The 14,655-nt window shown below is 58.2% G+C and carries 14 protein-coding genes; 11 read left to right on the forward strand and 3 right to left on the reverse strand.

Annotation, left to right across the window (positions count from 1 at the left end):
- Positions 1-11: 11 nt before the first annotated feature.
- Positions 12-1,472: a sugar MFS transporter gene (locus ACAW74_RS24160; RefSeq protein WP_370700818.1), complete on the reverse strand. Its 1,461-nt coding sequence runs from the start codon at positions 1,470-1,472 to the stop codon at positions 12-14.
- A gap of 224 nt (positions 1,473-1,696) precedes the next feature.
- Here ACAW74_RS24160 and ACAW74_RS24165 point away from each other — a divergent pair, with 224 nt between their 5' ends.
- The 3 genes from ACAW74_RS24165 (at position 1,697) to ACAW74_RS24175 (ending at position 3,491) form a co-directional block, all read left to right on the forward strand.
- On the forward strand, positions 1,697-2,596 hold the full coding sequence (locus tag ACAW74_RS24165) for a hypothetical protein (protein ID WP_370700819.1): 900 nt from the start codon (positions 1,697-1,699) through the stop codon (positions 2,594-2,596).
- A 12-nt stretch (positions 2,597-2,608) separates the two neighbouring features.
- Complete coding sequence (locus tag ACAW74_RS24170; RefSeq protein WP_370700820.1) at positions 2,609-2,950, forward strand: hypothetical protein; 342 nt, start codon at positions 2,609-2,611, stop codon at positions 2,948-2,950.
- A gap of 115 nt (positions 2,951-3,065) precedes the next feature.
- Positions 3,066-3,491 (forward strand): OsmC family protein, encoded by a 426-nt coding sequence (locus ACAW74_RS24175; RefSeq protein ID WP_370700821.1) that lies wholly within the window; start codon positions 3,066-3,068, stop codon positions 3,489-3,491.
- Between the two features lie 79 nt (positions 3,492-3,570).
- Here the strand turns inward: ACAW74_RS24175 and ACAW74_RS24180 are convergent, their stop codons facing one another.
- Together ACAW74_RS24180 and ACAW74_RS24185 are read right to left on the reverse strand one after the other, a co-directional pair.
- Positions 3,571-4,926 (reverse strand): NAD(P)/FAD-dependent oxidoreductase, encoded by a 1,356-nt coding sequence (locus ACAW74_RS24180; protein ID WP_370700822.1) that lies wholly within the window; start codon positions 4,924-4,926, stop codon positions 3,571-3,573.
- 131 nt (positions 4,927-5,057) lie between these two features.
- Positions 5,058-5,789 (reverse strand): SDR family oxidoreductase, encoded by a 732-nt coding sequence (locus tag ACAW74_RS24185; RefSeq protein WP_370700823.1) that lies wholly within the window; start codon positions 5,787-5,789, stop codon positions 5,058-5,060.
- Between the two features lie 144 nt (positions 5,790-5,933).
- Here ACAW74_RS24185 and ACAW74_RS24190 point away from each other — a divergent pair, with 144 nt between their 5' ends.
- The 8 genes from ACAW74_RS24190 to ACAW74_RS24225 all read left to right on the forward strand — a co-directional run bounded on the left by ACAW74_RS24190 (position 5,934) and on the right by ACAW74_RS24225 (position 14,615).
- Positions 5,934-7,121, forward strand: a complete 1,188-nt coding sequence (locus ACAW74_RS24190) for a PQQ-dependent sugar dehydrogenase (RefSeq protein WP_370700824.1) — start codon at positions 5,934-5,936, stop codon at positions 7,119-7,121.
- 61 nt (positions 7,122-7,182) lie between these two features.
- Positions 7,183-9,081 (forward strand): beta-N-acetylhexosaminidase, encoded by a 1,899-nt coding sequence (locus ACAW74_RS24195; protein WP_370700825.1) that lies wholly within the window; start codon positions 7,183-7,185, stop codon positions 9,079-9,081.
- Between the two features lie 43 nt (positions 9,082-9,124).
- Positions 9,125-11,017, forward strand: a complete 1,893-nt coding sequence (locus ACAW74_RS24200; protein WP_370700826.1) for a 7TM diverse intracellular signaling domain-containing protein — start codon at positions 9,125-9,127, stop codon at positions 11,015-11,017.
- Between the two features lie 61 nt (positions 11,018-11,078).
- Positions 11,079-11,798 carry a LytR/AlgR family response regulator transcription factor gene (locus tag ACAW74_RS24205; protein WP_370700827.1) on the forward strand — a complete coding sequence of 240 codons (720 nt, stop codon included), beginning with the start codon at positions 11,079-11,081 and terminating at the stop codon, positions 11,796-11,798.
- 123 nt (positions 11,799-11,921) lie between these two features.
- On the forward strand, positions 11,922-12,788 hold the full coding sequence (locus ACAW74_RS24210; protein ID WP_370700828.1) for a hypothetical protein: 867 nt from the start codon (positions 11,922-11,924) through the stop codon (positions 12,786-12,788).
- Positions 12,789-12,813: 25 nt separating this feature from the next.
- Entirely contained in the window at positions 12,814-13,428 is a 615-nt protein-coding gene (locus tag ACAW74_RS24215; protein WP_370700829.1) for a cupin domain-containing protein, read from the forward strand.
- 66 nt (positions 13,429-13,494) lie between these two features.
- Complete coding sequence (locus ACAW74_RS24220) at positions 13,495-14,094, forward strand: hypothetical protein (protein WP_370700830.1); 600 nt, start codon at positions 13,495-13,497, stop codon at positions 14,092-14,094.
- Positions 14,091-14,615, forward strand: a complete 525-nt coding sequence (locus ACAW74_RS24225; RefSeq protein WP_370700831.1) for a hypothetical protein — start codon at positions 14,091-14,093, stop codon at positions 14,613-14,615. The genes ACAW74_RS24220 and ACAW74_RS24225 overlap by 4 nt, the downstream gene beginning before the upstream one ends.
- Positions 14,616-14,655 lie beyond the last annotated feature (40 nt).

Here is a 14,655-nt window from a genome sequence, read left to right on the forward strand (position 1 = left end):
CACAAACTATGTTAATGCCCGCTCTTACCGCCAGACACGGCCTGATCAAAATCGATACCCTGTTTGCGCAGCACAGCCTGCACGCGAATACCGAAGAAAAAGAGATAAGCGAAACAAGCTACCGCTACCAGGTACGACTGCTGAATGCCGATGCTGTCGGCTAGTTTACCCTGCAATACCGGCACGATCGCCCCACCAAGGATCATCATGATCAGGAACGCCGCCCCCTGGTTGGTGTATTTGCCAAGACCCGCCGTACCAAGCGAGAAGATGCTGGGCCACAAAATCGAGCAGAACAACCCACCGCTGATGAGCGAGAACAGGGCCACTTTGCCCGTAGTCAGCACGCCGATCAGGGCCAGCAGAGCACCGGCGGCGGTGAAATAGAGCAGGATGGTAACGGGCTTTTCGCGGGCAGCCAGGAAGGTAGCAATCATTACAAGCACGCAAACGGCGTAGGGCAACAGGTCGGTTACGTCGCCGCTGTAGAGCGCGTTTACGCCCAATACGATACCAAATGCAACGAACGGCACCACAAACACCAGCATCCGCTTCATGGCGGGCGTTGGATTGAAGTTCGAGATCGAGCCTGTCCAGCGGCCGATCATCATACTCCCCCAGAACAGCGACACGTATTTCGACACCTGCGAGGCTTCGAGGTTTTCTACTTTTTTCAGATACTCACCGAGGTTCGAACCGATAGTTACCTCAACGCCCACGTAGACGAAAATGGCAGTCATGCCCAAGATCAGCTGCGGGAATTTCAGTACACCCGTACCTACTTCTACCTTCTCATCGTTGGTAATATGCGGCAGTTTCGACAGTTTGAAAAAAGCGGCCAGTGCCAGGAAAAGCCCCCCCAGCACCAGATAAGGCACTTTCACCGATTCAACGGTCGCGCTTTTAGCGGCTTCGGGCGAGATCGACCCGAAGATGGCAAACGACACCAGCACGGGGCCGATGGTGCCCCCCAGGTTGTTGACAGCCCCACCCAGGTTGATCCGCTGCGAGCCCGTTTCGGGTGGCCCCAGCGCAATCATAAACGGCTGCGTGGCCGTCTGTTGCAAGGAGAAACCCAACCCAACGATAAACAGCCCCGACAGTAACAGCGAATATGACTGTAACTGCGCCGCCGGATAGAACAGCAACGTACCCACAGCCGATACCAGCAGGCCGTAGATGATCCCGTTTTTATAGCCAATTCGGTTCAATACGTCGGTTTTGATCGACGCCGACACCAATAGATACAGAATGGATCCCACAAAATAAGCCGCGTAGAAAGCAAAGTCGATGTACTGCGCCTGCGTCTGCGACAGGTTGAATTTGTCTTTGAACAGTGGGATGAGGATACCGTTGGAAGCCGCCACAAAACTCCAGAAAAACCAGACAGTCATGAGCGTGTACAGGGCCGATCGGTTGTCGGTCTGTTCCGTGAGGGGTTGGCCCGAAGAGGCTACGGGTTCGTTAACCATGAGTAAAGGTTTGTTAAATGTAGGGAGCGCAGCCACTGCGGCCCGTTGGCCAATGCCTTTGACCATGCGACGCCGACGGGTGCGGTCAACAAAACTAACCACATAAACGGTAAATACGCCTTTGCTTATATGGGAAAAAGGCGCTACCCTTATGGTACAGGTCTGTGTAGCTTTGATCACCCAACACCGCATTTGTACACCACTCCCTTACCCCTTATACGCCTATGTCACGTCTTCTCATCGTCTTGCTGTTTGCCGGTGCCTCCGCGCTGACCGGCTGCGCCACGTTGACCCAATCGCAGGTCGAAGCCGTCAACCAGTTTGCTACGCTAACGGGCAAAGGGGTCGACTATCCGGAGAAAGTACTAAATGAAGTACTTGACAGCCAATACAAACGGCGCGTACTAAACGCCAGCCAGAACGTTGGCGCAACCGATCCGTTGACCTATAAAGCCATAGCTGACCTTCACAGCGAGAAGTTACGAAGCCTGGACACAGCCCGCCGTTTCAAAGCCAGCATGGCCGCTATCAGCGCCTACGCCACCGCTCTTCAACGCCTTTCATCGCCTGACTTCGCCACTACGGCCGGCACATCGGCCGATGCCCTCGGAGAATCGGTCGACAAAGTAGCCGCGTTTATCCCCGGCGTATCGGGGGTTGGGGCGGCGCTGAGCGGCACGTTGAAAGCCCTGAGCGGGCGCTATATCAGTGGCAAACAGACAAAGGCTATTCAGCGATTCGTTGCCGAGGGCGATGCGCTGGTAGCAGCGCTGTGCCAATCCAACGAAACGTACTTTCAAAACAACGTCAGCGTATTTATCGACGGCATTGAACTGGTCAACACGCGCAACGTCGATGGCCTGTTACGCTCCATACCAACCGGGGCTGCTGTTGAGCGCTATCAGATGGCCGTAAACGTGTCTGCACTGGTTGCCCAACAGCAGCAACTCAAGCAGTTGAATAAACAAACCGTGCTGGCCTTCAGGCAGGTACGGCTGGCCCACGCAGAACTGAAGCAATCCTTGATGGCCAAACAAACCCTGGCCAGCCTTGGCAAGCAACTGCTGGGGCTGTACAACGCCGTTCAGGATTTACAGACGACCTACAAAGAGGTGAAGCTATAACCCCCACTAGCCATGAAAACGACCCTCATTGCCCTGTTTAAAGCGATCAACGAAGCGCAAGCCGCACTCATTGCCGAACGGGATAGCCTCACGGATGAAGCCCAGAAAACCCTGCTCCGCCAGGCAATTAAGCAGTTAGACCAACTCGCCAACGATATTCTGATTCTGGATTTAGCCCAACAAGCCAACGAGATCGAGGCCCAGGTAGCGAAGCTGACTGCCCTGTCTGAAAAGATTGAAGAGACGTCGGATCATCTGGCCAATATCGCGCTCATCCTGGACGACATCACCAGGAAGATAGGAGCCGTTTTGCAGGCAGTGAGCCTGTTGAGTGGCGTTGGCCTGATTGCCTGACAAGCACCTGATCGCTTTGCTGGTCATTATTGCCAGAAAAGTTTTCGGGAAAAGCGTGGCCGGATTGTCTAGCGAATGTCGATTTTTACCGCCTCAACTCACTTTACTTGTCGGCATGCCAACCATCCAGATCAGCTACCTCGGCGACCTACGTACCCAGGATACCCACCTGCAATCGGGCACCCAGATTTACACCGATGCCCCCACCGACAACCAGGGCCGGGGCGAAGCCTTCTCCCCCACCGATCTGGTCGCCAATGCGCTGGGTACGTGTATCCTGACGACGATGGCTATTTTTGCCCGCCGCGACGGCATCGAACTGCTCAACAGCGACGCCAGCGTGACCAAAGTCATGTCGACGGAGCCGCCGCGCCGCATTGCCCGCATCGAGATTGCCATGACCCTGCGTGCCACCACCGCCGATGGTACGCCCATCACGGAGGCCCAGAAAACAAAGCTGGAAAAGATTGCTCACACCTGCCCCGTCGCCATTAGCCTTCACCCCGATCTGGAACAGGCCGTGACCATTACGTGGGGATAATCGTGTAGGACGAGGTCATGATAGTATCAAATGATACTATCAAAAGTAGCATCAACCTGCTTACTCAAAGCTAAACCGCTCACGCAAACAACCCGAACAAGCCTTTTTTCGCTCTAAGCCGAACGGGCTCGCCGGGCTGTTGTGCGTTGTAGGCTTCGATAATGTCACGTTCGTACTGGCGGAAAAATTCGGGGTCAAAGTTGGCCTGTGGCAGGTGTTCGAGCACGTACCCAATGGGTCGTTTGGTGTCGATCCAGCGCGTCCAGACCTCCTGCCGCTGCCGGATACCGAGCGCGTTCATCCCGGTTACGGCGCCCGTATCGGCGCGGTAATTGACGCGGAACGCTTTTTTACCGTCGGGGTGCGCCCAATAGAACGTCGCCACCGTACCGTCGTCGGGGAGGCGGGCAGGTACGTCGCCGTAGGTCTGGTACTCGATGTCGAAGAATTTGGCCGAGTTGAAAAATACGCCGGGCTGGTAGGGCGTGGGTTGCCCCAGCAGGGTTTTGGCCACAGTTTCACCCATAATCCGGCCCGTGTACCAGATCTGCTCAACGGCTTTGCGGCCCGGCGGCGGCGTGCGGTGCTGCACACAGTCGCCGAGGGCATACACGTCAGGTACGTTGGTGCGCAGGTATTCGTCGACCAGAATGCCCCGGTCGGTTTCCAGCGACGTACCCCGCAGCCAGCCGATGTTGGCCGAGACACCCACCGAAACGCCCACAAACTGCGCGTCGAGGCGTTGCCCGGCCGTAGTCGATACGGCCGCCACACGGCCGTTGCCATCATCGTGCAGGTCGGCCACTTCGGTTTCCAGGTGCAGATCGACGTGATGGTCGCGAATATGGCGTGTGACCAGTTCTGATTCCTCGGCGGGCAACACACTCGACCAGAAGCTTTTTTCACGCACCAGAAACGACACCGGAATCTGCCGCGACAGCAACATTTCGCAGAGTTCGATACCGATGAGCCCACCCCCAACGATCACCGCCCGACTGATGCCTTCAGCGGTCAATGCCTCCAGTTGCTCCAGATCGGGCATACCGTAGAGTCCCTGCACACCCCGTAGCAACGTACCTGAGCGTTCACCCGCCAGCGCGCCGGGTCGGTTGGGTTGCGAGCCGAGCGCCAGCAATAGCACGTCGTAGCGGAGTATCTGCCCCGCGTCGGTGGTGAGCTGTTTCTGGTCAAAATCAACCCCGGTTACGTGTGCCCGTAGCAGGTCGATGCGGTTTTTGGCCCAGAACCAATCTTCATACGGTTTCGTGTGGGCATACGTCATGTGGCCCATGTAGATGTACATGAGAGCCGTCCGCGAAAAGAAATGATCGGTTTCCGACGACACGACAGTGATCTGATCATCACTGCCTTTGCGCAGTTCGCGGGCAGCCGTAATCCCGGCAATGCCGTTCCCAATAATGACGATGTGGCGCATGGAGATGATGTTCAAGGTTCAGGGTTCAAAGTCCAAAGTCCAATGTCTAAAGTCAGCAGCACTTGTCTTTTTTAGCAAGTTAGTTGAACGTCAGCCATTGAACGTTGGACATTGGACTTTAAACCTCACGATTACTTCTTTCCACCCGGAATTGTGGGGCGGACTTCGATCTTGCTGGGCAGGGTGCGCGGATGCATCTTCAGCAGATCGACTACCAGTTTGCCGATGTCTTCGGGCTGGATTTTCCAGGCGTCGGCGTCACTGGGTACGTGGTCGGCAAACTCCGTCGCCACCGAACCGGGCATAATGGTGCTGACCTTGATACCTTCGCTGCGCAGGTCGAGCATGATGGCCTGCGAGAAACCAACCAGCCCAAACTTGCTGGCGTTGTAGGCCGAGCCTTTCTCGAAGAAATTGGTACCAGCCAGACTCGCGATGCTGATGAAATAGCCTTCGGTTTTCTTCAGCTCGGCAATTGTCGCTTTGGCCGTGTTGAATACACCCGTCAGGTTGATGTCGATCGTTTCCTGCCATTGCTCGGGCGTCAGTTCCTGAATGGGCGCAAAATGACCTACCCCGGCGTTGGCGATGACGTAATCGAGCCGTCCCCACTGCCCAAGCAGTTGGTCGACCACCTGCTGCTGCGATGCCAGATCGCGCACGTCGGCGGCAAAACCCAGCGCGTAGCCGTCTTTCAACTGGTTCAGCTTAGCGGCGGCCTTATTGGCGGCTTCCTGCGACCGGCTCGTAATCGCCACTTTCACGCCTTCCTTGATGAGCATTTCGGCTACCCCGTAGCCAATGCCTTTTGAACCGCCCGTTACAAGGGCGGTTCGGATATGATTTTGAACAGTATCTGCCATAGTTCTAATAAGAAAGAAGAACGGCCTTAGGTTTCGGAAAGCGGCGTGTTTTTGTAGGTGCCTCCCGCGCCGCCTAACCCGACGCTAATAACAAAGCCGCCAACACCGTCGTTAGCGCTATAACACTCAACGACTTATAACGCTATGATCCGCTCATCAATCTTTGTCTCCCTAACGCTGGCCGCTGCACTGGGTTTCGCCGCCTGCCAACGATCCGACGACCCTACGTCGACTGAAACCAACCCCACCACGCCGCCCCAATCGGGAACAGGCACGACAACGGCGGGCCTGCGCACGGAGACTCTCCTGACGGGCTACGAGATCATCTGGGGCATGGATTTTCTGCCTAGCGGCGAGCTGTTGTTTGCTGAAAAGCGGGGTCGTATGTATCGCCGATTGGGCCAGACGGTTGCCGAAGTGACCGGACTGCCCACCGACATCAATACCAGCGGGCAGGGTGGTTTGCTGGATCTGCGCGTGCATCCCAACTACGCGGCAAACGGCTGGATATACGCCAGTTACGCCGCCACGGTATCCGGTACGTCGAATACGGCGCTGAAGCTCATTCGTTTCAAACTCAACGGCAACGCGCTGACCGACGTGCAGCCTATTTTTCAGGCGGCAGCGACTAATCAGTGGAAAGGGCATTACGGCAGCCGCATCGTGTTCGATCAGGCGGGTATGCTGTACCTGAGCGTGGGCGAAGGTGGTCCCAGCAGCTACGGCGGCGCCAATTCGCCCAACAAAAACGCCCAGAACGTGCAGACCGAGTGGGGTAAAGTTCACCGCATGACCGACGCGGGCGCCATTCCGTCCGACAACCCGATTCTGCCCGGCAACTCGGCCCCGACCACGGTTTATTCGTATGGGCACCGCAACCCGCAGGGGCTGGCCTTGAACCCAACGACGGGCGCGATCTGGGAAACCGAACACAGTGCGAAAGGCGGTGATGAGATTAACATCGTCCAGAAAGGCAAAAACTACGGCTGGCCGCTGGTTTCCTACGGCGTCAATTACGATGGCACGACGATCTCGGCCACACCCACGATGACAGGCGTCGAAAACCCGGTGTACACCTGGACACCATCGATCGGCCCCTGCGGCCTGACGTTCGTGAACAGTCCAATGTTTAAGGCCTGGAGCGGCAACCTGCTGGCAGGTGGGCTGGCGCTAACGTACCTGAGCCGGCTCGAACTGGACGGCAACACCGTCGTGCGCGAAGAAAAGCTGCTTCAGGGTAACCGGGTCCGCAACGTCAAACAGGCCCCCGACGGCAGCATCTATGTGTCGGTCGAAGGGCCGGGGCGCATCCTGCGGCTGACGATGGAGTAACCCCTTCGGCGTCTCCCCTTTTTACTACCATTCACTTCACTGTATCCGCCCTGTTTACGGCATGAATTCGTCGAAAGTACCCCGTACAGCCCACCGTCGGGGCTGGTGGCACCTGCTGTGCGCCGCAGCCAGCTTCCCTATCTCCGCCCTTGCCCAGCCTACCCTACCCGCCCTGATTCCACAGCCGCAGTCTATTCAGCTCGATAAGGGACAGTTCACAATCACGCCTCAAACGCAGCTGGCCCTACAAACGCCCGTAGCCGAGGTGCGGCAGATCGTGCAGACCAACCTGCCCGGCCTGCGCATCAACGACCTGGCCCGCCCTGCCAACAACATCACCGTGCGACTGGCCGCCGTGGCGGGACTGGGCCGCGAAGGCTACGAGCTGGTGGTATCATCAACGGGAATCAGGCTGACGGCTCCCGATGTGCCGGGTATTTTTTACGGCCTGCAAACGCTACGGCAACTGCTGCCGCCCGACCGCGAACGGCCCGGTTTCCGGTTTGCGGGTAACGTACCTGCACGCACGACTACGCTGCCTGCCTGCACCATCCGCGATCAGCCCCGGTTTGGCTGGCGGGGTATGATGCTCGACGTGAGCCGCTCGTTTTTCACGAAAGATTACGTGAAGCGTTTCATCGACCTGATGGCTCGCTATAAATACAACGTGTTCCATTGGCACCTGACCGACGATCAGGGCTGGCGAATCGAGATCAAAAGCCTGCCCAACCTGACGCAGGCGGGCGCGTGGCGAGCCCCCCGCACTGGCCCATGGAACAGCCGCGAGAACCCTATTCCCGGCGAACCCCAATCCTACGGCGGCTTTTACACGCAGGACGAGATTCGGGAGGTGGTGCGCTATGCGGCCGAACGGCAGGTGATGGTGGTGCCCGAAATCGACATGCCGGGGCATATGCTGGCGGCTATTTCGGCCTACCCGTCGCTGACGTGCAGTGGTAAAAAAGTACCCATCTACCCCAATGGCAAGTTCTACAAGCTGGAAGACAACACGCTCAATCCATGCAGCGACAGTACATATCTATTTGTCGATAAGGTGTTTACCGAAGTGGCGGCGCTGTTCCCGGCGCCTTACATCCACATTGGGGGCGACGAAGCTTACAAAGGCTTCTGGGCGACCTGCGAGGCCTGCAAACCGCTGATGGCCGCCAACGGGCTGAAGACGGTGGAAGAACTACAGAGCTATTTCGTGCGGCGCGTGGAAAAGATCGTCAACAGCAAAGGCAAGCGACTCATTGGCTGGGACGAAATTCTGGAAGGGGGCCTGGCGCCCGGCGCTACTGTCATGAGTTGGCGGGGCATGAACGGGGGTATTGCCGCCGCCAAACAGGGCCGACCGGTGATCATGACGCCCTACCAGAACTGCTACCTCGATCTGTATCAGGGCGACCCATCGGCCGAACCGAGTACCTACAGCCTGTGCCGCCTCAGTAATTCGTATGCCTTCGAACCCGTCCCCGACAGCGTTCGGACCGAGTTGATTCTGGGTGGGCAGGCCAACCTCTGGACCGAATCGATACCCACCACGCGCCACGCCGAGTACATGGTGTGGCCCCGTGCCTTCGCCATTGCCGAGGCCTTGTGGTCGCCCAAAAGCAGCCGCAACTGGTCCGATTTCATCCGACGGGTCGAGCAGCATTTTGTCCGGTTCGATGCGGCGGGAGTCAATTACAGCCGCAGCTACCTCAACCCCTTCGTGACGGTGCAACGGCAGGGGCCCGGTGGCTTACTCGATGTGGTTATCAGCCATGAGTTACCCGATACCGAACTGTATTACACCACCGATAATACCCTCCCCGACGCGCAGTCGCCGCGCTATGGGCAGCCGTTTGTGTTCCCGAAAGGAGCCGATCGGTTGCGGGTCATAGCCTACCGCAACGGGCAACCCGTTGGCCGGATGCTGGATATTCCATTAACGGATCTGGCAGCGCGCGCTCGGTAAATACACCCAAGGAATCCCGGTTACAGATGCCGTTCTTTGCCTCATGAGGTACGGAAGCAAAACAGGCCACGAGCGCTGCAACCGGCTGAGCCATAGCTGGCCTGGCCGGTTGCGTTCCGGCCTGTTGTTGACCTTGGCGTTACTGTTTGTAGCCTGCCATACCAACGATGGCCGCCGTAACGTACCTAGCGACAACATACCCACGGCCGTGCAGCTCGACCGGGCGGGGCAACCCCACGCGCTTCAGGCGGCGGTAACGTACCTGACCGAGACTGATGGTCCCCTTACCCTCGCGCAAGTACGTCGGCAACCGATGACGCCGATCGAGGCCGATCAGATCGACTTCGGGCATACCGATCGGGCACACTGGCTGCGGTTTTCGATCCGCAACGGGGTAGCGGCGCAGCAGCCAGTCTGGATGCTGCGCGTGATGAGCCTGTCGTCGACGGTCTGCGATCTGTATCTGGTCGATCCGGTGGGGCGGGTGCAGCAGTGGCCCGCGGGTATCCGGTTTCCGTTCACCCAGCGCCCGTTCGACGCCCTCACCTTCGATTTCCCCCTTCGGCTAACCGACCCAAGCCCCTACACGGCTTACCTGCGGCTGGCAGGCGTCAATTCGCAGCAGTACACGCTTGATTTTCTGCCGCTGCCCGTGGCTCACAGTTACGCCCGCGAGTTTGAGACCATCATGGCGCTCTACTTCGGGGCGATGCTGGCCATGCTGATCTACAACGCCTTCCTGTTCGTGTCGGTGCGCGACCGGGGCTACCTGCTTTATACCGTATACCTGCTAGCCATGACCGCTACTCACCTGTGCATGTATGGCTTGGGGTTCAAATGGCTTTGGCCCAACAGTCCCGACTGGGCCGTGCGGGCGCAGAACGTGTTTACGGGCCTCACCATCGCCACGGCGGCGGGCTTTGCCAATCATTTTCTGGCCATTCCGCAACGGCTACCCCGTCTCCGGTGGGTGCTGTATGGCTTCGTCGTGGTAGGGTTGGGCATTTCGGTAGTAGCCTTGGTGGCCAATTCCGCCCAGGTCACGCAGTTCGTAGCGCTGTCGGTGGTGCCGGTGATTCTGGTTACCTGGGTGGCAGCGCTCCTCATCTGGCGGCGGGGTTACGCCCCGGCCCTGTTCTACGTGCTGGGCTGGCTGGTACTGTTCGTGACGATCGGGTTGTTTTCGCTCAAAAATCTGGGTATCTGGGCCGGGGCCACGTTTGTCAATTTCCTGATGCCCATCGGGACGGCCACCGAAATGCTACTGTTTTCGTTTGGTCTGGGCTACCGAATCAACCTGTCGCGGCGCGAGCAGGCCCAACTGCAACAGCAACGGGCCGAAGCCGAGATGCGGGCGCTCAGAGCGCAGATGAACCCCCATTTTGTGTTTAACTGCCTCAATACACTCGATTATTACATCCTGAGCCAGCAACCTGACCGTGCCTCTGACTTCCTGCAACGGTTTTCGCAGCTGATCCGCAACGTGCTGGAACAGTCGCGCCACGAGTCGATTCTGCTGGCCGATGAGCTCGCGACACTTGGGCTTTATATCGAACTGGAACAGGAGCGCAGCCGGGGCCGGTTTACCTATCAACTCGATTGCGACCCTGCCCTGAGCCACGTACCCATTGCGCCCATGCTCATTCAGCCGTTTGTGGAAAACGCCATTCTGCACGGGCTGCGCCACAAAACCGACGGTACCGGGCGGCTTACAATCATGTGCCGTCGCGAGGGGCCGCAGTTGCTGATCACCATCGCCGACAATGGCATTGGGCGGACGGCTTCGGCGGCGCTCCACCAGCCACCCACCGCCAACCGACGCGAATCGCTGGGGATGACTGTTACGGCCGAACGGCTAACGGCGCTGGGGGCTACACTGACGGTCACCGATGCGTCGCCAGGTACGTTGGTTACTCTCACGCTAAAAGTCGCCTAACGTACCTGAAATCAACGCCATCGGCTGGTTCAGTTCGCCCTTTCTCGCTATTTTCAGGCCGATGAACGCCATTTTGATCGACGACGAACGCATGAGCCTCGATGTGCTGGCGATCAAGCTGCAACGCGTGGCTCCCGCCATTCAGATCATAGCCAGTTACGACGACCCCGAAGCGGCCCTGCTTGGGCTACGGCAGCATCAGCCCGACGTGCTGTTTCTGGATGTGGATATGCCGCGACTGGATGGCTTTGCGCTGCTGAACCAGTATGGCCCCTACCCGTTTGAGGTCATTTTCACCACCGCCCACAGCCAGTACGCCATCGAAGCCGTGCGGCAAAGTGCCGTCGATTTCCTGCTCAAACCTGTGAGCGAAGCTGAATTAAGCAAAGCCATCAGTCGGCTTGAGCAACGCCTTCAGACCAAACTGCCGGCCACACCCGCCTGGCCACTTCAGTTTCAGAAACTGCCCGTACCGTCGGGGCGGGGCGTTGTGTTTATTCCCATCGAGCACATCATCCGCCTCGAAGCCGACAGCAACTATACCACCTTTTACTGCACCGACCGGCCACGGCTGGTAGCCTCGCGCACCATCGGCCAGTTTGCCGATGTGCTGTTACCGATGGGCTTCGTGCGGGTGCACCGGTCGGCGGTGATCAATGTGCGGCACATCGCTGAATACATCCGGGGTGATGGCGGCACCATCGTGATGGTCGATGGCAGCGAAGTTGATGTGTCGCGGCGCGAAAAAGCGCAGGTGCTCGAACTGCTCGGTCTGGCCTAGCAACCGCTGCAACAGCGGCTCAATCGTCTCTGCCATTCGCCCGGCAAAGTCAGCCATTTACGCATTCCGGCAGGTGGTAACAGGAGCCTACGCCTAGGTTTGTAACGCACCTGTTCCTTCAGTGTGCGCTACACCATGCAACGTACCTGTCTGTTATTTAGCCTGCTACTCGCCTTGCTGGGCTGCGCCAAAGCCCCCGACGACGGCACCACACCCGTCCCAACCGACCCCGGCACCACGCCCACCGGCCTAGGCAAGGGCCAACCCGGCACGGTCGGGCTGGCGGGCATCGACGCCTGGGACAAACTCACTACCGCCGAAAAAGACCGCATCAACGGCTGGCGCGTGCTATTTCTGCATCAGTCGGTTGGGCAGGATCTCGAAGAAGGCAGTCGCGCCAATGGCTATCGGTTTACGTACTACGGCCCCGATGGCAAACTGAGCGACGGGCTCAACGGCGGCATCTTCGTCGACGTGGGCGGCATCGCCAATGGGAATCCGGCCGATAAGATCCGGGTCTTCAAAGACCACGCCCTACGCAACAAGGCAACGCTCCAGATCGCCGTGTTCAAGTTTGGCTACGCCGACATCCGCGACGACAACCGGGAGACGGTTAAAACCGCGTACAAAGCCTTCATTGATGACCTGCGCGCGCAGATTCCGGGCCTTCGGTTTGTGCACATCACGCCGCCGCTCGTCTACGACACCTCGGCTGATGGCGGCAACGCGGCTAAGCAGAACGTGGGCCAATGGATGAAAACCACCTTCGGCACCACCGACGTGATCTTCGATTTACAGGCGATCGAAACGAACGAAAACGCCTGTCAGCAGGGTGGCGTCGCCCGCATTTGTCAGGATAACCGCGCCAGTGCCGCCGATCCGTCGGAAGTAAACGGCATCGACTCCGACGGGCAGGGGCATCTGGGCAAACGGGCGAGTCAGCGCATCAGCAAAGCCCTGTTGATGAGCATTTATCAGGCAGGCAAATAACCAGTTCACGCTATTCTTCTTTCCGATGGAACGTCGCGATTTCTTAACCTCAACCGCATTGGCCAGCCTGTTTATGGGTGGGCCGCTGCTGGCCTCGGCCGGGCAAACTCTACCGGGTGTCGACCCGCTTCAACCCTTCTACGTGCCGCCCGCTGAGCCCCTCACGCCCGGCCCCACCGGCCTGAACATTCGCACCCGGGTGCGGAGCGGCCAAACCAACGGGCAATTCTCCTGCGTCGAGTTTGCCGTAGCGCCAAAAAAGATGGGCCCGGCCCCGCACCTGCACAAAGACCTCGACGAGCTGATGTTTATGCTGGAAGGCACTGCCATGGTGCTGGTGGGCGACACTGAATACCAGGTGCAGGCGGGTGGCTGGCACCTGCGGCCGCGCGGCATTGTGCACACCTTCTGGAACGCGACAGACAAGCCCGTGGTCGCCATCGACTGCTATTTTCAGCAGCCGTTTGAAGAGTACCTGGAGGCCTCGACGAAGACCATTCCCGAACTGGCCAAAAGCCGGGGCCTGGCCATGAACGCGCCCGAAATTCAGGCCATGTATCGCGATCTCCATCAGAAGTTCGGGATGGTGAGCTTCCCGAAAAGACGGCAGGCCATCGTCGACAAATACCAGTTGCACTAGGCGATGGGCGTTCAACTGACTCAACTGGGTAAGTTGCTCCTTTTCCACCCACTTTTCTGACCAACAATGACCAATCGAAGAGGTTGTCTGCCCATTCTGGTGATCCTGCTCCTGAGCGGCGCGGCGTTTATGGGGGTTCGCTTTTACGGCGGCAAATTCATCGACCGGTTCCAGCGTCCCTGGGCCTACAGCACCACCGAGCCGCTGCTTGTAGGTACGTGGTGGGGTACGTTCCGCGACCCTAACGGCATGACTAAAACCCTGACACTCCAGATCGACCTACCCGAAACCGACGACGAACGCTGGGACCGGGCAGGGCGACGTACCCGATCGAAGAAACGGGGCCGTAACAAGGGCGTGTTCGATGGCTTAGCAACCGTAACGGGGCCACTTGGGCAGGAGCCGTACACGCTCTATGGGCGCGTGAATGACGACGACTGGCACCGGTTAGAAACCATCCAGTTCAGTACGCCCGACGGTCAGAAAGCCATGCGCCAGAATTTCAACGTCCACTCAGCGGTGGCGGGTGGACAATGGGGCGCCGACCGCATGACTCTGCGCCTCGCCTTTACCTACACGACGCCAACCGGATCGGCATTCTGGAACAGCGCCGACCCGCGTTATGAACATAAAGCTGCCCTTACACTTACTCGAACCAACCCATGAAAAAGCTATTGATTTACAGCACCCTGATGGCCATACTCGTCATCAACTCCGGGGCAGGCTGCGGAAGCAGTTCAACTCCCGTCGACCCGCAACCCGATGGCTTTCAGTCATTAGTGGGCAAATGGCAGGCGCAACGGGCTACTTATGAGATTACAGAACAGAACGGTAACTACTTCGAAACGGGCCCCGATTTCATCAAAAACGGGGTCACGATCATCTGGGAGTTCTTTAGTGATGGCCGGCTGAAAGCCACGCAGGACGGCAAAACACGTGAGGTGCGCTGGAAACTGAACGTAACGCAACTAAGCGGACAAAGCATCGATAAGGGTACATTGACCATTATCGGCGATGAAGAGCGCGCCCTGGCGCAGTTGATTGGCCAACCGGGCGACCTGACGTATAACATTGTAGCGGGGGCGCCCTCCAACGGTAATTTTGCGACTATGTTCCTGAGCGTGGACGCGACGAAGCAGGGCCCCTACAAAAAGAACATACTCCGCTACACGTATTATAAATTGTAGGATAGCTTTGGGGCATCTTCAACAAAGCAGTACGCCCAGG

It is taken from the genome of Fibrella musci (assembly GCF_041321105.1).
Classification (GTDB): domain Bacteria; phylum Bacteroidota; class Bacteroidia; order Cytophagales; family Spirosomataceae; genus Fibrella; species Fibrella musci.

Coding starts and splice junctions, on each gene's coding strand:
- ACAW74_RS24190 (WP_370700824.1), top strand. CDS start 5,934: ATGATCCGCTCATCAATCTTTGTCTCCCTAACGCTGGCCGCTGCACTG.
- ACAW74_RS24165 (WP_370700819.1), top strand. CDS start 1,697: ATGTCACGTCTTCTCATCGTCTTGCTGTTTGCCGGTGCCTCCGCGCTG.
- ACAW74_RS24220 (WP_370700830.1), top strand. CDS start 13,495: ATGACCAATCGAAGAGGTTGTCTGCCCATTCTGGTGATCCTGCTCCTG.
- ACAW74_RS24170 (WP_370700820.1), top strand. CDS start 2,609: ATGAAAACGACCCTCATTGCCCTGTTTAAAGCGATCAACGAAGCGCAA.
- ACAW74_RS24185 (WP_370700823.1), bottom strand. CDS start 5,789: ATGGCAGATACTGTTCAAAATCATATCCGAACCGCCCTTGTAACGGGC.
- ACAW74_RS24225 (WP_370700831.1), top strand. CDS start 14,091: ATGAAAAAGCTATTGATTTACAGCACCCTGATGGCCATACTCGTCATC.
- ACAW74_RS24215 (WP_370700829.1), top strand. CDS start 12,814: ATGGAACGTCGCGATTTCTTAACCTCAACCGCATTGGCCAGCCTGTTT.
- ACAW74_RS24180 (WP_370700822.1), bottom strand. CDS start 4,926: ATGCGCCACATCGTCATTATTGGGAACGGCATTGCCGGGATTACGGCT.
- ACAW74_RS24160 (WP_370700818.1), bottom strand. CDS start 1,472: ATGGTTAACGAACCCGTAGCCTCTTCGGGCCAACCCCTCACGGAACAG.
- ACAW74_RS24195 (WP_370700825.1), top strand. CDS start 7,183: ATGAATTCGTCGAAAGTACCCCGTACAGCCCACCGTCGGGGCTGGTGG.
- ACAW74_RS24175 (WP_370700821.1), top strand. CDS start 3,066: ATGCCAACCATCCAGATCAGCTACCTCGGCGACCTACGTACCCAGGAT.
- ACAW74_RS24205 (WP_370700827.1), top strand. CDS start 11,079: ATGAACGCCATTTTGATCGACGACGAACGCATGAGCCTCGATGTGCTG.
- ACAW74_RS24200 (WP_370700826.1), top strand. CDS start 9,125: ATGAGGTACGGAAGCAAAACAGGCCACGAGCGCTGCAACCGGCTGAGC.